The sequence below is a fragment of the Microbispora sp. NBC_01389 genome, assembly GCF_045040095.1.
In the GTDB taxonomy this organism is placed as follows: Bacteria; Actinomycetota; Actinomycetes; order Streptosporangiales; family Streptosporangiaceae; genus Microbispora.
This window is the reverse complement of sequence record NZ_CP109552.1, coordinates 2,697,445-2,722,204: the sequence shown is the minus strand read 5'-3', so window position 1 is coordinate 2,722,204 and position 24,760 is coordinate 2,697,445. Positions and strand designations below refer to the sequence as shown.

General features: G+C 64.9%; 17 protein-coding genes and 1 pseudogene. 5 read left to right on the top strand and 13 right to left on the bottom strand.

The window, feature by feature from the left end; all coding sequences use genetic code 11:
- The first annotated feature begins 249 nt into the window (after window positions 1-249).
- Window positions 250-756, top strand: a complete 507-nt coding sequence (locus OG344_RS12305; protein ID WP_405088335.1) for an HNH endonuclease — start codon at window positions 250-252, stop codon at window positions 754-756.
- Between the two features lie 43 nt (window positions 757-799).
- Here OG344_RS12305 and OG344_RS12300 read toward each other — a convergent pair whose 3' ends face one another.
- Entirely contained in the window at window positions 800-1,141 is a 342-nt protein-coding gene (locus tag OG344_RS12300; protein ID WP_405088334.1) for a hypothetical protein, read from the bottom strand.
- 267 nt (window positions 1,142-1,408) lie between these two features.
- On the opposite strand from OG344_RS12300, the gene OG344_RS12295 reads away from it, so the two are divergent.
- The gene (locus OG344_RS12295) at window positions 1,409-2,836 is read left to right on the top strand and encodes a helix-turn-helix domain-containing protein (RefSeq protein ID WP_405088333.1); all 1,428 of its coding nucleotides are present in this window, start codon (window positions 1,409-1,411) and stop codon (window positions 2,834-2,836) included.
- Window positions 2,833-3,366, top strand: coding sequence for a flavoprotein (locus OG344_RS12290; RefSeq protein ID WP_405088332.1), 534 nt, complete (start codon window positions 2,833-2,835; stop codon window positions 3,364-3,366). The genes OG344_RS12295 and OG344_RS12290 overlap by 4 nt, the downstream gene beginning before the upstream one ends.
- Before the next feature lie 250 nt (window positions 3,367-3,616).
- On the opposite strand, the gene OG344_RS12285 is transcribed toward OG344_RS12290, so the two are convergent.
- The 8 genes and pseudogenes from OG344_RS12285 to OG344_RS12250 form a co-directional block, all read right to left on the bottom strand.
- Complete coding sequence (locus tag OG344_RS12285; protein WP_405088331.1) at window positions 3,617-3,946, bottom strand: hypothetical protein; 330 nt, start codon at window positions 3,944-3,946, stop codon at window positions 3,617-3,619.
- 181 nt (window positions 3,947-4,127) lie between these two features.
- Window positions 4,128-5,720, bottom strand: a complete 1,593-nt coding sequence (locus OG344_RS12280) for an Hsp70 family protein (protein WP_405088330.1) — start codon at window positions 5,718-5,720, stop codon at window positions 4,128-4,130.
- A gap of 14 nt (window positions 5,721-5,734) precedes the next feature.
- Window positions 5,735-8,701, bottom strand: coding sequence for a hypothetical protein (locus OG344_RS12275; protein WP_405088329.1), 2,967 nt, complete (start codon window positions 8,699-8,701; stop codon window positions 5,735-5,737).
- Between the two features lie 266 nt (window positions 8,702-8,967).
- Complete coding sequence (locus OG344_RS12270) at window positions 8,968-10,512, bottom strand: AAA family ATPase (RefSeq protein WP_405088328.1); 1,545 nt, start codon at window positions 10,510-10,512, stop codon at window positions 8,968-8,970.
- Window positions 10,509-11,057: a 4Fe-4S single cluster domain-containing protein gene (locus OG344_RS12265; RefSeq protein ID WP_405088327.1), complete on the bottom strand. Its 549-nt coding sequence runs from the start codon at window positions 11,055-11,057 to the stop codon at window positions 10,509-10,511. The genes OG344_RS12270 and OG344_RS12265 overlap by 4 nt, the downstream gene beginning before the upstream one ends.
- 14 nt (window positions 11,058-11,071) lie before the next feature.
- Complete coding sequence (locus tag OG344_RS12260) at window positions 11,072-11,269, bottom strand: DUF2997 domain-containing protein (protein WP_405088326.1); 198 nt, start codon at window positions 11,267-11,269, stop codon at window positions 11,072-11,074.
- A gap of 4 nt (window positions 11,270-11,273) precedes the next feature.
- Window positions 11,274-11,594, bottom strand: a complete 321-nt coding sequence (locus tag OG344_RS12255) for a DUF1257 domain-containing protein (protein WP_405088325.1) — start codon at window positions 11,592-11,594, stop codon at window positions 11,274-11,276.
- A gap of 196 nt (window positions 11,595-11,790) precedes the next feature.
- Window positions 11,791-12,159 (bottom strand): annotated as a pseudogene (locus OG344_RS12250) (SbcC/MukB-like Walker B domain-containing protein); the annotation flags it as partial.
- Between the two features lie 14 nt (window positions 12,160-12,173).
- Between OG344_RS12250 and OG344_RS12245 the strand changes: the two are divergent.
- Entirely contained in the window at window positions 12,174-13,178 is a 1,005-nt protein-coding gene (locus OG344_RS12245; RefSeq protein ID WP_405088324.1) for a transposase, read from the top strand.
- Window positions 13,179-14,078: 900 nt separating this feature from the next.
- Window positions 14,079-14,345 (top strand): hypothetical protein, encoded by a 267-nt coding sequence (locus tag OG344_RS12240; protein ID WP_405088323.1) that lies wholly within the window; start codon window positions 14,079-14,081, stop codon window positions 14,343-14,345.
- Window positions 14,346-14,841: 496 nt separating this feature from the next.
- Here the strand turns inward: OG344_RS12240 and OG344_RS12235 are convergent, their stop codons facing one another.
- Genes OG344_RS12235 through OG344_RS12220 form a run of 4 tightly spaced genes read right to left on the bottom strand, consistent with a single transcriptional unit; the run spans window position 14,842 to window position 24,759 of the window.
- A complete protein-coding gene (locus OG344_RS12235; RefSeq protein WP_405088322.1) occupies window positions 14,842-16,953 on the bottom strand; it encodes a DEAD/DEAH box helicase in 2,112 nt (703 codons plus the stop codon).
- Window positions 16,950-18,275: a BREX system ATP-binding protein BrxD gene (gene brxD / locus OG344_RS12230; protein ID WP_405088321.1), complete on the bottom strand. Its 1,326-nt coding sequence runs from the start codon at window positions 18,273-18,275 to the stop codon at window positions 16,950-16,952. The genes OG344_RS12235 and brxD overlap by 4 nt, the downstream gene beginning before the upstream one ends.
- 20 nt (window positions 18,276-18,295) lie before the next feature.
- Complete coding sequence (gene pglZ, locus OG344_RS12225) at window positions 18,296-21,067, bottom strand: BREX-2 system phosphatase PglZ (protein WP_405088320.1); 2,772 nt, start codon at window positions 21,065-21,067, stop codon at window positions 18,296-18,298.
- On the bottom strand, window positions 21,064-24,759 hold the full coding sequence (locus tag OG344_RS12220) for a hypothetical protein (RefSeq protein WP_405088319.1): 3,696 nt from the start codon (window positions 24,757-24,759) through the stop codon (window positions 21,064-21,066). Before OG344_RS12220 ends, pglZ begins: the two co-directional genes overlap by 4 nt.
- Window position 24,760: the final 1 nt, after the last annotated feature.

Genomic DNA, 24,760 nt, shown 5'->3' with positions numbered 1-24,760 from the left:
GCGCGGACAAGTGCCGAGATCTCCTCGCTCATCGAGAAGTTCGGTCACGTCGACGACCAGCCGAATCCCGAGTTCCCCGTCCTGCGGCTGTTCCATCACGGGCTGTGGGAGCTGGACGCGTCCGACGTTCCCCCGAGGGCGAGCACGAGCGTTGCTCAGGGATGGATGAAGAGGAGTGCGCCTACGGGAGGTCTACGACCGTGGGTCCACACCCTCGTAAGCCGGCATCCGGACGTACGCGCGCAGATCGTGCTGCGCCTCCTGGAGAAGTACTTCCAGGGCGTCGACCCCGACGAGCTCCTCACCGCGGTAGGCCTGGTGAGCACCTCGGAGGCCGAGGTATCCCTGAACGACGGATCTCCGGCCCCACGGCGCCGCCAGTCCACCACGATGCGCCTGATCCGTGACTCGGCCCTGGCGCAGCAGATCAAGGACGTACACGGACACCACTGCCAGATCTGCGGCGTACGGCTTCGGCTCCCCAACGGCTCGTACGCCGAGGGCGCCCACATCCGCCCGGTCGGCCAGCCGCACAACGGCCCCGACGAGCCGGGCAACATCCTGTGCCTCTGCCCGAACGACCACATCCTCTTCGACCGTGGCGCCCTCACCCTCACCGACGATCTGCAGGCCTTCGACGAGGTGACGGGCCAGGTCAAAGGCGACCTGCGCCTCGCACCGCAACACATGATCAGCATCACGCACGTCGCCTACCACCGCGAGACGGCCCGCCAGGCCGCGCAGCCGACGCACTGACTGCCGCCACCGCCGCTTCCTGTATCGGGGTCGTCGAGGTCGTTCACGAGCCGTCTTCCGCCAGGTACGGAGGGCGGGGGTACCGCTGGCGTAGTTGCCCGTACCGGTGCGCCACCCGGCGCGCGGCGGTGACGACGTCGGAGGCCGGGGCGAAGGCGTAGACCGGCCGCCCGCTGGTCGAGGTACGGCCCGAGCGCCAGCGGAAGTATCCGCCGTCGGTCCACACGACCAGCTCGACCCAGACCGACACCAGCGCCAGCCCGTACCCCTCGTGAACATCGGCGGCGATGCCGTACTGCTCCAGCTCCACACGCAGCCGCTCGGCACACTGGGCAGCGGTGACGACCAGCGGGCGACGCCCCGCCACGAGCCGATCGGCGCTCATGACGCCACCGCCCTACGGCCCGAGCACTCGACCGTGGACAGCTCCACGATCACGCTATCGATCCGGTATCGGGCCTTCGCCGACGCCTGCCAGCCCTTCCCTCGGCAGGCCCCGCACCTCTCCGTCTCCGCAATCATGGAGCAAGGGTCGGAATTCTCGTTCTCCCAGCCCATCCCCACGTGGCATCCCTTGACGGGATAGGTCGCGACCGCGTACCTGTGGAAGGCACTTTCCGTAACCGCCCCGGTGCGAAGGGAAAGCACGCGGATGCCGCCACGCGTCGCCGAACCGTACGAGGTCCCCGCCTCGCTGTGGAACCGCCCCGACACGCTCACCGCGCTCAGGGCCCGCGACATCGGCGCGGTCTTCCGGCTCGTCCGGCAGTACGGCGGTTTGAGCCAGACCGCGATCGGCAGCCTGACCGGCTACAGCCAGGGCAAGGTCAGCGGCATCATGAGCGGAAGCCAGCAGGTCACCGCCCTGGAGGTGTTCGAGCGCATCGCCGACGGCCTCCACATGCCCGACCAGGCCCGCATGGCTCTCGGCCTCGCTCCCCGCGACCTGGCCGCCGCACCCATCCCACGGCGGCATTCCCGCCCAGCAGGTCCGCCGCCTACCGTTGATCTCGTCCGACACGGAGAGGACGAGACCGAAGTGCGTCGTCGTAACTTCGTCGGCCTCGCGGGGGCCGCCCTGTTCAGCGCCGTAGTAGACCAACCCCTCACCCGCGACGAACCATCCGCAGATGCCGACGCTCTCGCCGCGGCCCTCACCGAACACCCGGCCGCCGGCCCCCGCCTCCCGGAGCTGGCGCAACTCGCCGCCGCGGTCGTTAGGGCGAAGCGGAGCTATCAGGAATGCCGATACTCCGAGGTCGCGGCCATGCTCCCCGCGCTGATCCGCTCCCTGCGCCTCGCCTGCTTTGAACTCAATGGAGATGCTCAGCTCAAGGCACACACCCTGTCCGCCGAGGCGCACCATGTGGCCGCCTCCATCCTGCTCAAGCAGGAGGACAAGGGCCTCGCCTGGCTCGCCGCCGACCGCAGCGTCCACGCCGCCCGGGCCAGCGAGAGTCCTCTGATGATGGGCTCAAGCGCCCGCATCATCACCCACGCCCTGATGGACGGTGGGCACCACCGGGCAGCGACCGGCATGGCGAGCAGCGCCGCCCAACGTCTGAACGCCGCCCTGTCCCAGCCGTCCCCGAACGATCTGTCGGTGTACGGGACGCTCCTGTTGCGTGGGGCCGTCGCCGCCGCGCACCATGGCAACCGGCACACCGCCGCCGAACTCCTGGACGAAGCCGAGGACGCAGGCCGACGACTCGGCCACGACGGCAACCACATGTGGACCGCCTTCGGCCCGAACAACGTCCTGTGCCACCGCGTGAACATCGCCCTCATTTTTGGCGACGCCGGAACCGCCATCGAGAACGCCCGCGGGATCGACCTCGACGCCCTGCCAGTCAACGAACGAAAGGCGACCGTCCTCCTGGACACCTCCCGAGCCCTCCTCGCCCTGGGCAAGCACGACCGCGCCCTTCACATCCTGCGCGCCGCCGGAGACCTCGCGCCCGAGGAGATCACCACCCGACCCGCCACTCATAGGCTGGTCCGCGACATCCTCGCCACCGCGCCCGTCAGCATCCGACGCGACGCGCGAGAGTACGCCGAATCCCTGGGAGTCACCGCGTGACCGAGTCCGGCAAGGTCCTGTACGTCATCGTCTGCGCCGCAGGACCCGCCGGCGACGTCGGCGAACTCGTCACCCTGGCTCAGGACGACGGATGGACTGTCCAGATTGTCGCCACCCCGAACGCGCTCGACTTCATCGACGTCCCCGCACTGGAGAAGCGGACCGGCCGCCCCGTCCGCAGCCGATATCGCAAGCCGAGCGACCCCAAGCCCCCCAGGGCGGACGCCATTATCGTCGCCCCCGCGACCTACAACACCATCAACAAGTTCGCCCAGGGCATCGCCGACACCTACGCCCTCGGCCTCCTCGCCGAAGCCCCCGGCCTCGGCATCCCCGTCGTCATCCTGCCCTTTGTCAACAGCGCCCTCGCCGCTCGCAAGCCCTTCCGCCACAGCATCGACTCGCTGCGCGGTGAAGGTATTGCTGTACTTCTGGGCGCTGAACAGTTCGAACCGCATCCACCGAACGCAGGCGGCGACCAGATCGACACCTTCCCCTGGGACCTGGCGTTGAACGCGTTGCACCAATGACCGGCCCTGGTCCGATGAATGCCCTTCTCTGCGATCAACGTGCGCAATAGCTAAAGAGCGACGCTAGGCACGTGGCTCTTTCTCTTTGGTCTTGCTATACGTCGATCAGCTCGGAGGAAGCGGCGTCAAGCCCAGCGAGCTTGGCGCTTACCCGCCTGTCCGTATCCGATACCCGATCGACGCTGCTGATGACGCCGTTGAGGAACTCCTCGACAGCCGGCACCAGCCCATTGGTCACTTCGACCCGCGTTCACTGACCTGCCGTCCGATCGTCCCTCGCTAGAGCCAGCACTGCTTCTTTACCCGAGAAGCAATCCTCCACGAATCGGTGCAGCTCATCGACCGATTCGAAGTAGGCGTTAGAAGTGCCTTCTACCTGCTCGGGAGTCAAGCAGGTATACGCCCAAGCGGAAAGACCATGCGAGCTCTCAAGGACCTGCGTGAACATGATGACATCGTCGTCAAGACGGAAGGTCCCATTCAGAGGGATCTCATACTCGTGCCAGACATCGACGTCACATGCTCCGGGGTTGGGACGCCAGGGCAGATGACCTCGCTTGACAAGCAAGTCCAGGTTCATCCGTCTCACCTCACGTTCCCCTCGTACCCATTGAAGACGATCACGCTTCGGCTCGGCCGGGCTCCGCACTTCTTGGCCCTATACCTCGAGCATGTTGCCGCCGCCCTTATAGGGTAGCAGATCCAGCTTAAGGTAAAGATATTGCCCATCCAGCTACATACGCATCCCAACCAATTTCCTGTTATGCGAGGCGAACGACAGGAAACTGGTCGAGCACCATCGTGCGGCGTTCCAGGTCGATGGCCGATACGGTCAGGCGCTTCTGCATATCCACGCGGAACTCAAGCTGAAAGCGGTCTACTCCCGCCTTGGCCGGGGGATCTGCTTCCAGGAAGGTTGGGCTTTCCTCATTGAGCCAAAGTCGTGAGCGTTCCTGGAGCTGCTGGGCAGTGACAGCGACCGTTCTGGCACCTCCGTGGGCGTCAAAGACGATTTCTAGATCGGAGCTGGCCTCACGGAAGCTTGCGTGAGCGAGTTCGTAAATGGCGATCCCCAGGTTCCGCTGACCGTCCCTTACCGCCTTGATAGTTAAGGTCCTAACTGGTTCCGGTGTGGGATATTCAGTCCCTGCGGTGACTATGGTCTCGAACTCGTAGGCGCCGGTGTCCCGGTTGACGTGGCGGATGGCGTAGTCATGCTGAATATGGTCACTGAGTTCGTAGCCGCCTGCGATGCTAGCCGCACCTGCTGCCACAGCCTCGAGAGGGCGGTCCAGGTGAATGATGCCGGGCTCGAAGTGCAGGCGCAGGACATCTTGTACAGCGGGGATGAGGCTGGTTCCACCGACCAAGAAGACTTTGGCGATGGTTTCGGCCGGGAATCCAGCGGCTGACGCCTGATCAAGTGTCTTGCGGAGAACGCGGTTCACGCGTCCGAGGACATCCTTGTCTTTAAGTAGGCGCTCGAACTCGACCTTCGTAATCTCGTGGCGGTACTTTTCTGCTTTGATGATCGCGCTGTCCGCATATGTGAGAGTCACCTTCGCAGCTTCCACAGAGTGCAGGAGCCCACGGAATACGCGGTTATAGGCGTCTGTGTCTCCCAGAGGGACTCCGACGGCCTCTGCTACATACTCGGCGACCAACCCATCGATGTGGTCGCCGCCCAAGTCAAGACCAGCCTTGGCGATCGTCCTCACTGCAGCGCCAGCGGTGGCGTCTGCTGGCTCCACGACTCGGACTACCGAAATGTCGAGCGTTCCAGCACCGAAGTCGAAAACGAGAAACACATCCCCTGGGTTAAGCCGAGCGCAATAGCCCACGGCTGCGGCAGTGGCCTCGTCGACGACCCGCAGTCGGACTATCCCGACACTGTCTCCTACCTCGCGCACCAGCCAGTCGCGGTAGGAGTCAAAGGATTCGACCGGTGCGGTGGCGACGATCTCCAGGTCTTCCGATCCGACGGCCAGCATCGCGGCGGCCATAACGTCAGATAGGAACTTGGTAGCGGCCTGCCGACCGCTGATCTTGTTAATTCCGAACGTGCGAGGGATGTCGATGGCCCGTCCGGTGACGGCGCTTTTAGTCGACTGGAAGACCACAACTTCAGCGTTGTCATGCATGCTGTGCGTGACTTGGGCGCCGATCCAGCTTTTGTTGTCTGTGCTGGAGTAAGCAATTTTCGAGGGGATAACACGCTGGTCGATGCCCCGATGGCCCTCGCGTGTTAGGTCGAGTCCGTTCAAGGGGATCGGTTCGCCACGGTCCACAACTTCATCCCAACGCGCCACTACGGTGTTCGCGGTACCGAAATCGATCCCGATGCGTGTTGTCATCCGATTGGGTCCCTTCACAGGCTGATGTCGTAATCGCCGACGCCCAGTTTCACAGCGTCGCCGAGTTCGATGTCAAAGCGGAACCGATGCTCGAGGCACGCGTAAAGGAGGGTCAGCAGGACTCTAACTTCATGGCTAACGTCCCGAGAGTTCTGTGCGCTGCCGACGATTCCAAGGTGGCGCGGCACTAGGTTCACTAAGGGTTTTTCTACGATCGCGGGAACCTCACTGATCCGCAGATCGTACAGATCGGTCCGGCCATTATCGTTTCCGACTGCAAGGAACTCTCCCCGCGGAGAGACGTTCAAGCTGGTAGCAAGACCGTATCCGCGGCCATGCACCTTCGCTACTACTTGAAGCGAATCGGTACTGAGAAAGTACAACGTTCCAAGGCGGTCGACGGCTGCAAGCCGATTCAGTTCGGTAATTGCACCCAGGCCACCTAGGGATGAAATATTTATTTCTGCCGGCTCGGTAAGCCAGGAGCCGTTGCGACGAAGCAGCTTGATCGTACCCGCCTGCCCTGCACAGGCGAGGGTGTCGTGGCTGACGAATTGAGCACGAGCGATTACGCGTTCGGTTACGCCTCGAGCGAGGACGGCTGCTGTTGGATCTGTTATGACTAGACGTTTGCCTAGAATGGCCATATTGCCGGAGGGAAGGTGCGCGGCGATGGATCTTGGCCAGTCATCCGTGTCAAAACCGAGCATCCTGACAGAATGGGAGGTCACTGGGCCTGCGTCTGGTGCGCCGCGAACGAGTTTCCCGGAACGCGTTCCCGCCGCGAAGGCCCCATCCTTGCTCGTTAAGGCGAATGAGGTCACGGACCCGGGCGTCTCGAACAAGGTCTGATGCTTACCGTTCTTGCAGCGGATGATTTTGCAGGGACGTTGCGCATTGTTCGTGCGTTCTCCCGCAACGAAGGCTCCCCCTCCGACATGTAGGACGCGTCCGACGGACGATCCGAACCCGTCGTATCGCTCAACGAGTCGTGCCCGGGTTAGGTCGATGACCCCCGCGATTGTGCTGCTGCCGGCTACCGCGAGCAAGGGCGCATCCGGAGCAAAGGAGACATCGTTGACCCGCCCTTGGAAATGAATGGTGGCCTGTCGTAGCGCTACCGGCCATTTCTTCTTCATCTGCGTGAAGGCTCTTTCGAGGACCGCAGGATCGGTCTTCCGGTAAAGATTGAAAATCCGTCGGCTGTCGTCGTCTCTGGGCATCCACCGGTCGAACAGCTTAATAATCCGGACACCCACGGCGATCGACAGGTCCTGAATTAGGCTCCATAAATCCGCCCATTCATCTCGCGAGGCGAGTTGTTCGGCCAGGTAGGAAAGCTCGCCTTCAGACATTTTTTGGATCCGGGCGCGCCTGTCGGTGCCAACGATGATCCGGACAAGGTTGAGCTGGCCACTGGTAAGCATGGCCTGCTGCATACGCGTCCGCGTCTTGGGGGCGACTGCGGCGTAGGCGAGTGCCAGAACGCTGCCATCCGGGTCCATCCCGTGGTACTGCTCGGGCTGACCTGTGAGTAAGAAAAAGACAACCCGGCGGACGGGATCCCTCGGCGCCAGTCGGTGCCGCTTGCAGAAAGCGACCAATTCAACCTTGTCGATCGCAGCCTCGCAGATCAAGTCGAACAGCGCTTGCTCTCGGGTAGCAAGGACCTTCTCACGGGCCAGCTTGGTCAGCGGGTGCTTGCCGAAGGCCACGGCTTCGACGAGGGCCTGATGGAACTTTGGGGCCGTGAGGCGTTCAGGGTCTGCCTCCAACGCGATCACGCTCAATTTCCTGGAGCGGCCCTGGCTTGCGGGCAGATGCCAGCGGAACAGGGCGTCCCATACTGCAGGGTCCGGTGTACTCAGCCAGGACTCCCAGAGCTGGTTCAGTGTTTCTGATGGGGGTGGCGAGGGGTTGTCGAGCAGTAACGAACGCAACTGTCCGGAGGAAGATGCGTGGACCCATAAGGCGTCCAGTGTCGGCCCGGTAACCGTGCGGCAGGCCTTAAGTGCTCCTTCCCGCACGTCCTCATCTGCATCGAGCAGTAGTTGAGGGGCGTAGCGGGCTTCTTTTGGTCGCCAATCTTCGGCGAGTCGTCCGAGTAGTGCCAAGGATTGAACCTTAGCCAGGCCGGCCTTGGCTGGCGCCCCGGTTTCCAGGACGAGTCGGCGGAGGAGGGGTGCTCGTGATGTCGCCCACCGCTCGGCGATGAGTAAGTGGATTGACTGAGGTATGGCCCAGCGGGTGAGACGGGTGATGGTCTCGAGGTCGACGGTGGCCAGGCTGTCGACCCATAGCTGCTGCAGGATCGTGAGCCCTGGTGGTGATGAGTTCTTGAACAGGACCTCGCGGAGCGGAGCGTCAGACAGCGCCGTCAACCAGAGGGCGTCCAAAGTCGCCCCTGTGGCGGTGCTAAACAAACGCAGTGCCGCGTTCCGCACGCTTTCGTCGGCGTCGGTGACGAAGCCGGGTGCGTACCCCGCGTCTTCCGGCCGCCAGTGGTCGTCGAGGCACTCCAGGAGCGCCGCGCACTGCAACCGCGGCAGACCGTCGCGTGCCAAAGCCCCGGTTTCCAGGACGAGTCGGCGGAGGAGGGGTGCTCGTGATGTCGCCCACCGCTCGGCGATGAGCAAGTGGATTGACTGAGGTATGGCCCAGCGGGTGAGACGGGTGATGGTCTCGAGGTCGACGGTGGCCAGGCTGTCGACCCACAGCTGCTGCAGGATCGTGAGCCCTGGTGGTGATGAGTTCTTGAACAGGACCTCGCGGAGCGGAGCGTCAGACAGCGCCGTCAACCAGAGGGCGTCCAAAGTCGCCCCTGTGGCGGTGCTAAACAAACGCAGTGCCGCGTTCCGCACGCTTTCGTCGGCGTCGGTGACGAAGCCGGGTGCGTACCCCGCGTCTTCCGGCCGCCAGTGGTCGTCGAGGCACTCCAGGAGCGCCGCGCACTGCAACCGCGGCAGACCGTCGCGTGCCAAAGCCCCGGTTTCCAAGACGAGCCCGCGCAACTCCGGGTCACGTGTCCTCGCCCACCAAACACCCAGAGATTTTTTGGCGTCCTCCTGGCGCTTATGGTCCCCAATTCCAGCAATCTGGAGGACTGCCGACCGCGCAACCCGGTCCCCGTCCTCCGCTGCTTCGAATAGACGGCAGGCTGCCCAGCGCGCGAAGGGACCCGTACTTGAGGAACAACGCGCCGCCCAACGTCGGGCCTTCTTCTCACTGATCACGCAACTCGCCCCGCTCAGGCCAGTTCCAGGCGGACTTGCTCCTGCACAGCCTGCGAAGCCTCAGCGAATGAGGCGGACTGCGCGCGGCCGTCCCGAAGCCAAGACCGAAGGTTCTCAATGCCTTCACGCTGGGATTTGCTCAGCGGAACAAGGCGCCTGATGGCGGAGGCAATGTCCTCAGTAGTGATGTCGCGCGGGCCCTCGGCGAATGCCCGGTACATTGCATCCGTAATCGCCTGCTCGATCTCGGCCCCTACGTAGCCCTCCGATAGTCGGGCCAGTTGGAACAGGTCAAAGCGGTTCGGCTCTCTGCGTCGCTTCCGCAGATGGACAGAAAGAATCTCACGTCGTTCCGACTCCGTAGGTAGGTCGAGGAAGAACACTTCATCGAACCGGCCACGGCGTAGCATCTCTGGTGGTAGGGCTGTCACATCGTTGGCCGTGGCTACCACAAATACAGGCTTAGTCTTTTCCTGCATCCACGTCAGGATCGCGCCAAACACACGTTGAGAGGTGCCGCCATCCATACCGCCGTTGGCCAATGATTTCTCGATCTCGTCGATCCAAAGGACACAGGGCGCCACCGTCTCAGTGATCTTGAGTGCTCGGCGTAGGCGCTCCTCCGACTCACCAACTAACGATCCAAAAAGGGCCCCGACGTCCAGGCGTAGTAGAGGCAACCGCCACAGCCCGCTGATCATCTTCGCTGTTAGGCTCTTTCCGGTGCCGGGAATCCCGATCAACGCCATCCCTTTAGGGGCTGGTAGACCAAAGTCGGCGGCGTCCTGGCTGAAGGCGCGCTCCCGAATGGTCAGCCATTCCTTCAGAATCTCGAGGCCTCCGACGTCGTCGGGGGTCTGATCCGCGCTATAGAATTCCAGCGCCTGGGAAGCGCGGATAACCGCTTTTTTTTCCTCGATGACCGCAATGATATCCTGTTCGTCCAGAACCTTGTCACGGACGATCGCCTTCGAGAAAGCCCGGCGGGCTTGGGTAGCCGTGAGGCCCAGCGCTGCCTGGGCCAAGCGTGCCTGGCCATGAATTGTAAGCGCGTTTTTGATCCCTGTCTCTTTGATGAGAGATTCGAGATCTTCTGTGAGGGTCTCGACGTCAGGGAGTGGGAGGTCAAAGACGACGACGTCGTTGCTGAGCTCCATCGGGATTTCCGGAGTATGTGTGGTAATGATGACAGACGACCTGGTAGAGACCAATTGGTGCGCCAGGCTACGCAGCTTCCGTTTCACCGCTGGACTCTTTTCCCAGAACTCGTGAAAGTCCTTCAGTACGTAGAGGTCCGCGCGGTTCGGCGCCGATCTGGCTAGTTCTGCGATTTTGTCTAGTGCCACGTCGGGAGTTGCTGCCGTTGGAACCTGCCGACCGGCCTGGGATCTGAGCCCCTCGGCGAGGTCCCAGGTGACGAGATCGGACTCGAAGGTCGCGCTGCGCATCTTGCGGACGTCTTCCAGAATCTCGATCGCACGCTTCTCCTCAATCGTCACCAGGACGATCATTGGAACGCGGGCGCGAAGATACAGGACAAGATCTTCGCGAATGTTCATGTCTGCGCCCCCTGCCAGGCATGCATGCCGGTCACCATAATTGTCCCGTCGGTAGCAATCACCACCTCCGCTTCAGGGACCGTCTCGAAGTCCTCGGCTGAGTATCGTGGGGTTATCGCCCAGTACTCCTTATTCGAGGAACCGCGAAGCGCTGTCCCAAGGTGAAGGCGAGCATTATATCGGCCCGCGATGACCATGTCGGCCAGCGCGGCCGCTTTCAGCCGTGCAGGATCTCCCTGTATCTCCGCCACCGAGAAGCCTGTAAGCAGCACAATCCCTATGCCCGATCGCTGACGGATCTCGCGGAGAAACTCGATGAGTTGAAGGGGTTGTTCCAGCGGTTCACCGCCACTGATCGTGACTCCTTCAATTCCCTCAACCTTGAGGACTTGTTCGACTACTTCGTGGGTACTGACAGCACGACCGCCGGTCCGATGTGTCTCGGGATTGAAGCATCCGAAGCAGTCGAGTGAGCAACCCTGCGTCCAGATGACGAAGCGCAACCCCGGCCCGTTTGCGGCGCTGCGGTCGATGGTCGCGTGCACAAGCCAGTCTCGCCCTAGTGCCACAGGCGATCCTGCTGATCTTCGGATGCTGTGTTGTACGCCTCTGCCGTTAACTGCTGAGTTTCCACCTCGCCGCCCAGCAGTGCGACCAGTTCCTCGGTGGTGTCCAGGCATGCCATGCCGTCCACACCAGTGACGTGGATCTCGACACGTCCGTCTGGGCGGATTGAGACCTCGACGATCTCGTCCATCGGATCACATCCCCGCAGATCGACGAAGAACGACTCGCAGTGCACCCGTCTCATCCTTGAGTTGCTCTGCAACCTCGAACCCTCGCGATTCCAGGGTTGCGATCGTAGTCAGGAGTGCATATTGCTGATTCAGATCCCGTGTAAAGGAAGTTTTTGTCAATCCGTGTATCCCCCACCAGTCCGCAATTATTGCGTATCCATCATTCGACGGGACAAAGCCGATCTCATGCTTGGTTTTTGGCGGGCAGATTTTGAACTCAGCGTTGGCACGCTGGCCCTGAAAGCCGCGAACGCCGTTTGCAACCGGCTCGATGGCGTAGCCCATCTTCTCCAGCGCCTGCCGGAGCACTCGGCCGTCGACCAGTCGGGTTCGGACTCTGGTGAAGTGCGACAAGCAACCTCCCTAGGCAAATGCCCCTAGTGGGACGAAGAGAAGCTACCGTACAATCTGGCGGCCCCTCTGCCAATACCTCTATTACGCCAGCGCCTGCAAGCCGCTGGCCAGGTCGGCTTGCACCAGCTCATTGCGTTCGGCCGGAGTCAGCCAGCGTGCTGTGAACCCAGTGGGGCCGCGTTCTACCCACAGCACGGCAATCAGCCTCGGGGACGGCGTGCAAGTGGCTGATCACCATAACAAGCCGGTCGCCGCCGGCTTGGGTGCGCAGCACCTCGAGGGCTGATTCCAACGCTGCAGTATCGAGGGCTGCGAAGCCTTCGTCGAGGAACAGCGACCCCAGTCGCGATCCACTGCGCGAGTGCAGTTCGGCCAGTGCCAATGCGAGGGCGAGCGAGGCTAGGAACTGAACCGCCCCGGCTTCGGTGGAGACCACTGGCCTGGTCGGACGACGTCGCTGACGGCGATGTTTTCGGGTACTTCCTACAGGGCTGGTGTGGTTGCGGGGCCGTGCACACCGCGCCGCGCCCGGACGGGGTGAGCGCCGCGCCGGCCAGTTGTGGCGTCAATCTGCAGGCCTGGTGTGTGTATCTGCTGGTCGTCCACGCGATCCCGGTCCACTGGTGTGCTGAGCTGGTGGCCTCGCTGACCGGCGCGGAGCCCTCGCCCGGGTTCGTGCACCGCTTGATCGGCCGGGCCGCCGCCGCGGTCGCGGTCGCCAACGCGCGCATCCGGATGCTGCTCACGCTGGCGTATGTGGTGTGCTGCGATGAGACACCGATCCGGGTGGGGCCGAAGAAGGCCAAGAAGTACCTGCTGGTGGCCTGCAACCAGCTGCTGATCTGGTACATGCTCGGCGGACGCGACCTGGACGCCTTCAAACGGTTCGTGCCGGCCGGCCTGACCGGGGTGGCGGTCCACGACCGCTACCAGAACTACGACGCCACCGATCTGGGGATACACGATCACCAACTGTGTGCGGCGCACCTGATCCGCGATCTGGAAGACTGCGCCGAGACCTACCCTCAGGCGCGCTGGCCCGCCCAGCTCCAGATGGCGCTGCGCGGTCTGATTCACGCCGCCAACCTCGCTCGCGAACAGGGCAGGGGCGCCATCGCAGCGGGCACGCTGACAATGTTCACGAAGATGTTCCGCGGCGGGGTCGCCGTCGGCCTGTCGGAGGTCAAACGTGTCCCCGGCCCGGCCAAGACCGTCACCCAGCCGGTCGGCCGCGTACTGCTGGAGGTACTACGCGACCGCGCCGCAGATGTCCTGCGCTTCGCCCATGACCTGCGGATCCCACCCACCAACAACCAGGCCGAACGCGACCTGCGACCAGCCAAAACCCAGCAGAAGATCTCCGGCAGACTCCGCTCCGAGCAGCACACCCGGCATCGGTACGCCGTCGACGGCTACCTATCCACCGCGAGCAAGCACGGCCTGGACGTCATGACCGGCCTGCGCGACGCACTTCTCGGCAAGCTCTGGATGCCGCCCGACCCAGCCACGGCCTGACGCTACCCAGCATCCGTACTCCCGCACGTCTCCGGACGACCACGCAGCGCGATCACCAAACTCGAAACGCGCTGGACGTGAATGCTTACGCCCATTGGTGGACCCCCGACAGATGGCCGCTCGCGGTGGCCTACGGCTGCACAGGGCCGGAAAGCAGAAGAGGCCCCGGAGGGCCTCTGAGCTGCTGTTCTGCTGGTGGCAGGTGCAAGGTTCGAACTTGCGTAGGCTGAGCCGACGGTTTTACAGCTCGTGACCGTTCTTCGGGTGACATGGCCGCTGACCTGGTGCGCAGTACGCTCACGGCTCCCCCGCCATCATGATCATTGCACGCATATTGCACAGAGCCGTCGCTTGACCGAGGAGTCCGCGGCCCGAACCGAGACACTGCGGATTAAAAGCTCGGCCGATCATGGTTCTGGACAGTTCAATGCAGGTCAGCATGCATGCGCGGTCCGCGCTGAACCGCCCCGTACGGTCTCGTACTGCAACCCGAAGTGCAACCAACGACGTCCGTTGGGCCGGGGCTGAGGAACGAAGCTCCGGACCGTCGATCGCCCCCAACCACGTACGGCGGCCAACCACAGAAAGGCGATCGTAAGGGCTGCGAGAGAACAGACTGTCAGCGACGATCGAAGAACGCCGGATTGGATCCCCAACGTGTTTTGGATCTTTCTCTGTGTGATGGCCAGGGCGATCAGGGCTGCCTCAGCAGGCTAAGATGAGGCCGTTCGCTCTGGCGCTCCATCCACCGCGATCCGGAGCTGCGGATGAGAAGAAGACGCCTCGAAAGTACGACGGATTACACGTCGGCCGCGAGAGTGCGTCAGATCACCTACAAAGACCAGTCGGACGGTCGTGTCGATTGACGCGGCATGGGTTACGACGAGTAAGGAGGGCAGCATGTCGAGTGTGATTGCTTTTTTTCGCGATATCGCGATAGAAGCTGGACGGAAGTTATTCGACAATGAATTCGACAAGGGCTTTGATGAGGCGACCGATATCTGTATGAGTACTTTACAAAAAAACATTGATGATTTGATGAGTAAAATGAAGTCGGGAAACCTCCTGTCTGATCAAGAGCAATTCCTGTTGTCAAGACTAGACGAGCTTAAATCTGAAACAGAAGACCGCTTGCGAGGCGGTCGGGGTACGGACAATGGCCGATAGCCCGTAGCGTGATGCCGGTTCGTCATACGGGCAGTCGAGTTGTTCGGGCCAGTCAAGGATGCGAGCACGCTGACAACCGCTGGTGAACTAGCATGAGTCGCCCGTTTCCCGGTCCGCCCTCGTTCTCCTCGCAAGTGCCGATCCCCATGACTCGGCGGGCAGCGGCCGGGATGCTCTTGCAGCCAGGAGGACAAGGTCTCCCGCGACCGGTCTCCGTAGGGCTGTGACTGGTGTGTGCTCGCATGCGGTCCCGAGCCGCCGTCGGCCGGGACCGGCCCCCAGGCCGCATGCCCGGCCGCCGAGCGGGCGTAGGGCCGCGAGGCGGCGCGTAGCGCCGCCCTTGATCCCTATGAGCACAATTCGGCAACGAGCTGCGTGATCTGCCTGTCCGGTCCCGGGACATGCTTGACACATCAGTCTCAGGTGAACCATGGTCGTTCGGGACGACAGTTGTACCTCGTTTAGGAGGACGGCCTCCCAACCTCCGGTTGGCCTATCAGAGAACCGTCCAACGTGCCGGTTCCCGGAGGACTGCTGCGGCGCCCTCCAGGTCGGCAAGCCGGGCCGCAAGCGTCGCCTCGGCGAGACGCGGCGGGAGCGCTGCGCTGAACTTGAGTCCGTTGAGGGCCTTGTGGTCGACCTCCGGGAGGGAGAGCCGAGCGGCGGCATCCGCTACGGCCTCCTTCCACTGCTCGAAAGTTAGGTCCTCACGGAGTCTGACGGACTCGTCCTCGACTCGCTGTCCTGGCCCTGCAATTCCCGGCAGGGTGGACAGGAGGGTGGCGTTGGCGCGGAATCCACCCCACGTCCACCATCGGACTTCCCCGTTCCTGTCGCGTGTGACGACGGTCCCGGCAGGGTGCACAGTGTCGATGGCCTCTTCGCGGATCATCGCGAGATGCTCTTTCCCTCGCTGGGTGAGCCGTACCGGTGGGTCCTCCCCGAGCAGCACCGAGCGCATGGCCTGGGTCAGCATGTACGACAGCCCGCTCGGCCCCATGGCGCTGTTCCAGCGTGCCTTGCCCCGTCCGTCTGACGGTTCGACGAAGCAACGCCGCCGGCGCCAGTCGATATAGGTCACCCGCCAGGTGCGTCCGCCGAGCAGGAGCAGGCGTGGACCCTCGATCTCTTCGGTCAGGACAGCCGGGTCGGTCCGTCCCACCTCCTTCCTCCCCGCCAGCACGGTGAACTGCGGCGCTGCGGTGAAGACGGTGGTCATTTCCATGAAGTGCCGCCGGCCGAAACGGCGCTCGGCCTCTGGGCCGATGAACAGCATCCCCGAGTCGGAGTCTAGATACCCCTGTTCCACCAGGTGCCGCACGATCGGCTCGGCTCCCCGGCTGAAGGGGCCGAGCCCGTTCCACCACTGCGGCCACACCCGGTCGCCCACCCGGTGCTCCTGCAGGCACAGCGCGAGCACCTGCTGGGCCATGATGTGGCGAGGCTCCGGCGGCGGGACCACCGGCTCCACCCAGCCGCGGCCCCATAGCAGCAGCAAGCCGGCCGTGTGCAGCAGCGCATCCTCGTTTAGGGCCAGGAACAGGCAGTTGCGCACGGTCCCGGTCCGGCGGCCGGTACGGCCGATGCGCTGCAGGAACGACGCGACGGTCATCGGCGCGTTGATCTGGATGACCCGGTCGAGGTCACCGACGTCGATGCCGAGCTCCAGTGTGGACGTGGCGACGATGACGCAGTCCCGCTCCTGGGCGAAGGCCTCCTCCGACCTGCGCCGCTCATCGAGGGACAGGGAGGCGTGCGAGAGGAAGGTGGTGACCCCGAGCGCGCGCAGTGAGTGTCCCAACTCCTCGACGAGCTGCCGTGAGTCGCAGAAGACCAGCCGCTTCTCTCCCCGGTGCAACGCGGCGATCACCTTGGCCGCGTTGGATACCGATCCGACGTAGTCGAGCTGCACCTGCCCCGGTGGCGTGCCCTGCCCCACGGGCTTTACGGCGAGGTCCGGGGCTATGACCTGCCCCGGACGCGCCCCAGCCTGGGCACCTTGCAACCAGGTCAGCAGCTCCGCTGGGTTGCCCACGGTGGCCGACAGACCCACCCGCTGAATGGGCCGCCCGAGCAGGTGGGTGAGCCTTTCCAGGACGGCGAGCAGGTGCCAGCCACGGTCATCGCCAGCGAACGCGTGCACCTCGTCGACCACGATGGCCTGAAGGCCGGCGAAGAGCTGCCGGTGGTCCACGTTGATGCTCACGAGCATCGCTTCAAGCGACTCAGGTGTGGTCAGGAGCACGTCGGGGCGCGCGGCGAGGATCCGTTTGCGCGCCGTATCGGTTACGTCCCCATGCCACAGCGCAGCGCGACGCCCGATCCAGTCCGTGTACTTCTCTAGCCGCGGCAGCAGGTTATTGAGCAGTGCCTTGAGCGGGCACACGTAGAGCACGGAGGTGCCGTGCCAGTTGTTCGTGGCCATCCGCGACAGCAGTGGGAAGACCGCCGCTTCGGTCTTGCCGCCCGCGGTCGGGGCGAGCAGCACCGCGTCCTCGCCGTCCATCAGGGGTCCGATCGCCGCCCGCTGCAACGGTCGCAGATCGGGCCAGCCGAGGGTGTTGACGATGTGATGGAGCAGGGTGGGATGCAGCAGGGCGGACGTCACGACAGGTCCAGGTCCACCTCATCAGCCGAATCCGCAGGCCGAGCGGCGTTCGCCACGTTCCGTTCGACCTCGGTCAGCTCCACGGATGAAAGAGTCAGCGTGTAGTGCTTGCGAGGGTCGAAGTCGTCGAACTGGTCGACCCGGTCGAGCACGTCCACCAGCTTTCGCAGGAATATCCGGGGGGCGACTCCGACTTGGCCGCCGAGCCCTCCGGTGACCGCCGATGCCAGCTCGGCAACATAGGCGTCGTCCACTGTGAAGGAGACCCTGTCCGAAGCGGAAGCCCCCGCGGCATACAGAGATCGAACCTTGCGTCCGAGCTCTCCAAGCGAGTCCAGGGTGAATCCGGTCAGCCGGATCTGGATCGCCCTGGGGTTGTCGAAGCGGGTGTCGGAGGTGAAGTCGACCGAGAGCCGCTGCGCCAGAGGGGTGAGCCGCTGTACGCCCTGGGGCCCGTCGTAGAACGCGGATGTGCCGGTGATCAGCAGATACAGGCCAGGGAACCTGCCGGAGTGGACTTCGTCGATGAGTTGCCGCAGCGAGTTGAGCGCCTTGTCGCGGGCGTCGGAGCGTACCCGCTGCAGAGTTTCGACCTCATCCAGCACCAGTACCAGGCCAGGATGGCCGGAGTCGCGCAGCACGGTCAGCATGCCCTGGAGGAAGCCCAGGGCGCCGAAATGGTCGAGGTCGCCCCGGACTCCGGCGGCCCGGCGCGCCGCCGCGGCGACGTTCGGCTGGCCCCCCAGCCAGGCGAGGATGGACTCGGCCGTGCCGCTGTCTCCGGAGGCAAGGGCATTGCGGTAACCACGCAACGCCGCGGCGAAGGTCGGCGCCGATCGGCTGACTTCAGCGAGCCGCTGGGCGAGCAGGTCTTCGACGGCGGTTTCGAGCGCCGCGCCTTCCAGCGACGCGTCCACCGCGAAGGCGTCCTCCTCCAGGACGTAGAACCAGGCGTCGACCACCGGTCGAAGTGCCGAGGGCGCGTATGAAGCCGTCGAGAGCCGCTCGGTGAGGCGCCGGTACACCGTCTCCAGCCGGTGTAGCGGGGTCTCGTTCTCCGACACCTGGACCTCGGCGGTGGCCATGCCGCGACGCTTGGCCTGTTCGGCGAGCCAGCGGGTGAAGAAGGTCTTGCCCGAGCCGTACTCACCGCGGACCGCCTTGAACACCGATCCCCCGGACGTGACGGTGTCCAGCTCGGCATCAACTGCCGAGGCGAATCGGTCGAGGCCGACGGCGAGCAGGTCGAGCCCTGCCTGGGGCACGGCACCGTTTCGGAGCGCGTCGATGACCTCGCGACGCCGTACCGCGCTGACCGACACGGACTCCGACTCCGACACCCCTACCGCCCCTTCAGGCCGAACTGTTCACGCAGCAGCGCCACGTCGAGCTTGAGAGTGCGGCCATTGTCGACAACCGCCAAAACAGGGTAGTTGTCAAGGTTGAAGATGCGCTGCAGCGTCGCAGCAAACCCGGCGGCCCGCACGACGGGCTCACCGGCCCGCTCGGCGGCGACCGGCAACGGCAGCACTCCTCCGGACTCGAGCAGCGCCACAAGCACAGCCTCGATCTTGGCGGCCGGGACCTTGCGCGGCATCAGCCGCTGCTGAGCCTGGAACAGCTCTGTGTCCAGCAGTTCGGCCACGAGCGCCGTCTCTGGCGCCTGTGGCACCTCGGGGGACGCCATCGCGACGTCGAAGAGCCCCGGCCGCTCCTGCTGGTCCTGCTTCTTCCCGTTCTTGCGCGGCTTGGTACGCGCAGGAGCCTGTACGGCGGGTGCCACGGGCCCGGGGGCGTCGAGCGACCACCAGGAAGGGCTCTGGTCAGGCAGCGCGCGCCAGCCGGTGGGGGCGGCCGCCCCGAGCGGCAGGAAGGCCAGCAGCGGGATCGTCACCTCAGCCAGCGACGCGCCGCCGTGATAGCCGGCCTTCTTGTCTGTGTAGCGGACATGCGGGTCCCACAGTGCGACGATCCGCTCGTCTGCGGCGGCCACCCGTGATCCGGCCAGCTCCACCTCGGCCGCATCGGCCGGTGGGCCGGCGCTACGGTGCCTGGCCGACCTGACGCCGTCCGCACGGCGTAGCTCGCTGCCGCGTTCCAGGACGTGGCCGTGGTCGCTCGTGATGATGACTGCGCGGCCCTGGTAGCGGGCGTAGTCGAGCAGCGTCCGCATTCCGGCGATGTCGGAGATGCGCCACGGGACGTCGGCGCGGCCCTTGTCGAGGCTGTCGTCGATGGTGTTGAGGACGACAGCCACGGCGGTCGCGTCATCGTTCAGGGCCTGGACCAGGTCGTCGCCGAGGGTCTCGCCAGCATCCCCCGGGAGGCCGCCCTTGTGGAAGAGCCGCGCTTTCTTACCCTTCCAAAATGCGTGCTTCTCGAAGGCGGCCCGCTCGTCGTCTGGGCCGCCGGTGGTGATGCGAGCGGCGAACAGACTGGCCCGCGACACCTGGGTGACGGTGGGCAGGGCGGCGACCACGGCCCGGCGGCGCGGTTCCTCATCAGCACCTGCGACAGGGTCGTACTCCTCCCACCGCTCAGCGCGCAGTTCCTCGCCGAGCGCGGTGGCCACGGCCGTGCTCATCCCGTCCAGCACCAGAAGCAGGACCGGACGCCGGTGTCCGTTCCCTCCCGTCACCAGGGGAGCAACGACGCGCGGCAGCACGGTCTCGACCATTAGAATCTGACCGGGATCGGCACCTGCCGCGGTTGAGGCGGCGAGCCTGCCGGCGAATTCCTCGTCCAACGCCCGTCTGCGGTCCCGGACCAGCGCATACAGGTCCCGGTAGTCGCTCTGCAGCGTCCTATTGAGTTCTTCGCCTGCCCAAATGTCGTCCCGGGCGCGATCGACCCAGCCCCACTCGCCCATCTGCGCCTGTACGGCCGCGCCGGCACCAGAAGCGGTGGGGTTCGGGGTGGCAAGCCACTGGACCAGGCGCTGTGCCATTTCCGCTCGCCGTACTCGATGGGCGTGTATATCGGCCAGCTTGTGTTCGCGCAGCTCGGCTACCGCCTGGGCCAGTTTCCCAACAGCACAGTGGTCATGGATTGACGTCCTCAGCGTCTGAGCGACCGCCTCGATACGGGCGTCGAGGCTGGAGCGCAACAGCAGGCTGTGCTGAGCCGCCGATCCGGCGCCGAACTGGGCGATCAGCTCCTCGGCCCGGTCGAGCACGGCGTGGGCATGCCGTCCGGCGTTCTCGTCGCGCCGATCGGCCAGCATCCACCCGGTGAGCTGCTCGGCGGCTGCCGCGAACTCCCGGACGGCTTGGTCGGTTACTTTGATCTCGCCGGGCCTGGCCATGGCGATGTAGGACAGTACACCTCCCTGCGCTCGCTGGGCGGTGCTGCCTGCTTGTGGGTGCCAGAGCGCGGCGCAGACCAGACCAAGGGCGAGGGCATCGCCCGCATGGCCCGATTCGACGAGGGGGAACAGCACGTCGGCGGTTCCCCCGGCACACTCACGGAGCCAGGCGATGAGACCGGCGCGTTCGGCTTCACGGAGCAGGCGGAACGCTTCGACTTGTTCGAGGTCCCGGCTCCAGAGCAGCAGCGCGCTAGCGTCTAGGTTCTCGGGATCGACGCCGATCCGGTCCAGGCCCAGGCGGCGGACGGCCAGCGCCCGAAGTGCAGTGTCGCGGGTGAGTAGCGGTCCCGCCAGCCGCGGCCAGCCGCCCGGCGGCATGGCGTCGACCAGCGCTTCCCCGGCCCAGCTCTCAGCGGCGAGCCGCGGGTCCAGGTGCTGGGCCCCGAAACTTTCCTCGATCAACCGCCATGGCTCCACCACGAAAACGCGCTGCCGGATGACCCTGCTGAGCAGGCCTGTACCGAGGTCGCTATCCTCTGCGCCGGTGAGCACGACCAGGACGGCGTCGTCGTCGCTCTCGGCATGCTCGGTGACCTGCTCCAGTACGGCGAGCGGCGACACGCAGGACACCACCCGCATTCGCTGGCCTGCCACGGTCATTGTCCCGAACCCGTTGCCCAGCGGCTGGGCCCGGATGAGCAGTGCCTTCTCCTGTTGCCCGGCGTACTTTCGCAGCAGCCGGGTCACCTCCTGCTCGAGTGCGGCGGAGGTGACGGGCAGCAGGCGGCGGATCGTGGATGAGGTCATGGCTGCTCGATCACCCGCCAGGAGATTTCGACTGTCGCGCCGGGATGTGCCGCCGCGATCTCGTCGGCGAGAGCCGCCAGTTCTGCGACCCGGACCGTCCGCTCACCTGCGCCTGGCTTTGGACGCGGATCCTTCTTGTCCGGGTCAGGGCGCCGAACGGTCGCTCTCCGGATCAGCGCGGCTGCGGACGTCGCTGCCTTCTCCAGCGCCGGGCCTAGCCCGATGGTGAGTTCATCCGCGACCGCTGCCTGCCGGAGATCTTCCAGAATCCGCTTCGCTTCCTGATCGTACGGCTCGGGCAGCGAGGCGATGATCTCAAGGTTCTCCCACGGCGCGCTCTTCAGCGCGGCCGATACCGCCTGCGCGCTCTTGATGCTCTTGCCGGTCCGGTGGGCGGGTCCGCCGAGCTCGGCTTCGGCGAGCTGAGCAATGATGTCCAGTTGCCCGTGGCGCGATCCCAGCCCGTCGAGCAGGTCGGCCGCGCATCTGGCGGTGTGCAGCCGGCCCTGCCTCGCCTCCAGGTCGAGGCCCAGCACCCCCGCGTGGGCCTCCAATCGTGCGACGAGCTGGTGCGACGCGTCGCGGTAGGTGCGGGAGTCGTCTGATAGCTGCCGTGCGAAGATCGCGGCAAGCCGGGCTCTGCGGATGGCGGAGGGATTGTGCCCGAATACCTCCATGGCGCGAAGGCGCGCCGTCTCCCAGGTCTGCTCGTCGGGAAGCTGCTGTTCACGAAGCGCCATCTCATCCTTGATCTGGTTCAGCTCCGGTGTCCTCGCCTCGAGGTTGCCTCGGTAGACGAAGGCACGGTCCGTCTGCTCGGCGAAGCAGACGATGACGAGGTGGGCCACTAGCTTCTCCAGGCCTCGCGCCTCGGGGAGGTCGATCCAGTCGAGCAGCTTGGCCAGTCGCAGGTCGCCGGTGATGCCCTCCTTGGCCGCCTGCTGCTGGAAGTGCTGACGCCAGTACGACCCGATTACGAACTTCGCCTCATGCATCTCGCCGATGAGCAGCGGGTTGGCGATCCGCCGCATGGTCGCGCGATGTGACTTGTCGACCTCCACCGGGTCGCTGGGCTTCTCGGTCGCCTGCCGCACGTAGTCGAGAACCATGCGGGCGTCGGCGAGCCTGACCGTCGCGCCGGTGCGGTCGGGGTCGAAGTCGGGATGCGCTGGATACTGCACCATCAGCATCTGGTCGGCGAGCGACCGCATCGCCTCGGACAGCGCGGCGCCGGAGGCCAGTCTGGGCCGCAACCCGTCATGCAGGGAAAACAGGTGGTCGTCGAACCCGGTGACGACGTCGGCGGGCTGCTTCGTGATCAGGCCGTACGCCTGACGAAGTGTCTCGGTCAGCTTGCCCTGCAGGGTGTTCCGCTGGTCGGTCAGGGTCTGGCGGGCCCGATGCCGATCGGTCGGGTTCAGGTGGCCGGCGTGCTCCTCGAAACGCTGCCCGGACAGCACGTAGTCGAGGACGACGAGCTTGCCCAGATCCCGCAGCCGCTCCGGCGACAGTGACGCCGGGATCCAGCAGAGCGTCCGATCGTGGACCGCCATGTTCTGCAGCCGATTACGGTCATCGGCGGGTGTGTAGTCGTCGAGGTCGAAGGGATAGTCGACGATCAAGCGCCAGGAGGTGGGATCGGCGGGGTGGAAGACGTCGTCCCGCAGGTCGTGCGCATCGCGGATGTTGCCGAAGACGACCTCCACCGCCCGCTTGCTGCCGCGCCAGGTGAGATCGAACCTGTCCCCGCTGTATTGCCCGGTCTCGGTGACACCGAGCTCGGTGTAGAGCAGCTTCTTGACGAGGTTCTTCCTGGCACCGTCAGTGTTGGCGAATCGGGCCGTCGACAGCACCGACTCGACATCGACCCCGACGAGCTCCAGGCCGACGCCGGGGTCGTCGCCTCCGGTGAACTTGATCTCGGTGAACTGGCCCGCCCAATCCTCGACCTTCCGGGCGACCTGCGTGACCTCGGTGCCGGGGATCGGGCTGATCACGCTGCCGTGGTTCAGCGCGGACAGACGGCTGGCGGTCAGGTTGTGCAGGGCGGGCACCGTCGGCGCGAGCGCCGACAGCAGCAGAGTCTTCATCAGCCGGTCGTCACCGCTGAACGCCCGGACTTTGCCGGCCGTCTGCGCGTCGGCAAGATCTCCGCGTCGGGCCTGGGCGATGTCATCCTCGGTAAGGGCGTACCTGTCGAGCAGGTACGGGCGCAGCCGCACCTCGTAGAGCTTCTGCGCGGCCTCGAACTCCACCTTGAGCTTCTGGGTGAACGGCTCATCACCGCCCTCGGTGATGACGTCGTAGAGGTCACCGAGCGGGATGAGCTGACCGAGCCGGAGCTCCTCGCGGCGGCGGATCAGCAGGCGGCGCATGAGCTTCAGCGCCGTGCGCGACCGCTGTAACGCCGCCGATAGGTGGACCAGCGTGTCCATGAAGGCTGGGCTGAACGGGTAGGTCTTGCGGAAGGCCTCGATGTCGGCCCCGGTTCCGCCCCCCGCGCCGAGCAATGTGTCCCTCACCTGCTGGCGCAGCTTCGTGGCCTTGTCGAAGGCCCGCGCGATGGCGGCTTCCGACTCCGTCACCGGCTCCCTGCGTCTGAGTACCCGCTCCCGGGCGATCACCGGCAGGTTCCGGTCTTCCAGTGTGATGGTGTCGAACCGGGCCTTGGCCAGGTCGAGGGTGTCCAGGATGCTCAGCTCGGTGGTGCCGGTCACCTGTTCGCCGAGAGCCTCGCGCAGATCGCGCTGACGGGCAATGAAGCTCACCACCGGCGCCGGGCGGTCCGGGTCGCCTCCCTCCACGAAGTTCGTGATTTTCTGCATCTCACGGCTGACAAACTGCGCGTCACCCGCCGAGTTGATCAGCCAGAGCACCAGCTCGTCGAGGAACAGGATGAGGCTGTCGTAGCCGAGCTCCTTGGCGTGGCGGCTGATCTCCTTCAGCCCGGCATCCAGCGAGACGAACGCCTCGGCGTCCTCCTTGGCGTCGCGGAAGAAACCCGCGCCCCAGCTCAGCAGCAGGTCGTTGACGAGCCGGCGGCGCAGGTCATCGTCGTACGCGGCGGCGAAGGCGGCGTCAAGCTTCTCCGAGGTCCAGAAGGCCGAGCTGTCCCCCCACTCATCTTCCTCGTCCCCTCCTGGCAGACCGGCGATGAACCCCTCGTCGTCGACCCGTTCCCTGGTGAAGCGTGCCTGGTCCAGCAGGGCGTCGGTACGGTGCACCGCCGGGATCGGGGCATCCGGATGCAGTATCCGCACGTAGTCGATGTAGCGACCGAACACCCGCTGCTCCAGCGACTTGGCGCCGAGCAGGTGCAACGGCACCAGCAGGAACTTCTTGCCGTCCATCCAGTCGTGCTTGGCAAGCAGCGGGGCGAACTCCGTCCGCTCCCTGGCGACCTTCTCCTTGCGCAGCAGAGCGTGCAGGACCGCCATGAAGTGCGACTTACCTGAACCGAAGGATCCGTGCAGGTAGGCGGCCTTCGATGCCTGGCCGGTCACGGCGGTCTTGATCAGGCCCAGCGCCTGGTCGAAGTTGTCCACGAGCGAATCCGTGATCACGTATTCGCGCAGCGTCTCCTCGGCCCGGTTGACCCCGCTGGCCAGTTCGAGGACGAGATCGCTGTCGCTCATCGCCTCCGGGATGTCGATGAAGTCCCTGAGCAGCGGCTGCTGGTTCGGCGTAGACATC

Excerpts from the sequence above, each read along its gene's own strand:
- OG344_RS12300 (WP_405088334.1), bottom strand. The coding sequence starts at position 1,141 with ATGAGCGCCGATCGGCTCGTGGCGGGGCGTCGCCCGCTGGTCGTCACC.
- OG344_RS12295 (WP_405088333.1), top strand. The coding sequence starts at position 1,409 with ATGCCGCCACGCGTCGCCGAACCGTACGAGGTCCCCGCCTCGCTGTGG.
- OG344_RS12285 (WP_405088331.1), bottom strand. The coding sequence starts at position 3,946 with ATGAACCTGGACTTGCTTGTCAAGCGAGGTCATCTGCCCTGGCGTCCC.
- OG344_RS12280 (WP_405088330.1), bottom strand. The coding sequence starts at position 5,720 with ATGACAACACGCATCGGGATCGATTTCGGTACCGCGAACACCGTAGTG.
- OG344_RS12270 (WP_405088328.1), bottom strand. The coding sequence starts at position 10,512 with ATGAACATTCGCGAAGATCTTGTCCTGTATCTTCGCGCCCGCGTTCCA.
- OG344_RS12260 (WP_405088326.1), bottom strand. The coding sequence starts at position 11,269 with ATGGACGAGATCGTCGAGGTCTCAATCCGCCCAGACGGACGTGTCGAG.
- OG344_RS12255 (WP_405088325.1), bottom strand. The coding sequence starts at position 11,594 with ATGGGCTACGCCATCGAGCCGGTTGCAAACGGCGTTCGCGGCTTTCAG.
- OG344_RS12240 (WP_405088323.1), top strand. The coding sequence starts at position 14,079 with ATGTCGAGTGTGATTGCTTTTTTTCGCGATATCGCGATAGAAGCTGGA.
- pglZ (WP_405088320.1), bottom strand. The coding sequence starts at position 21,067 with ATGACCTCATCCACGATCCGCCGCCTGCTGCCCGTCACCTCCGCCGCA.
- OG344_RS12220 (WP_405088319.1), bottom strand. The coding sequence starts at position 24,759 with ATGTCTACGCCGAACCAGCAGCCGCTGCTCAGGGACTTCATCGACATC.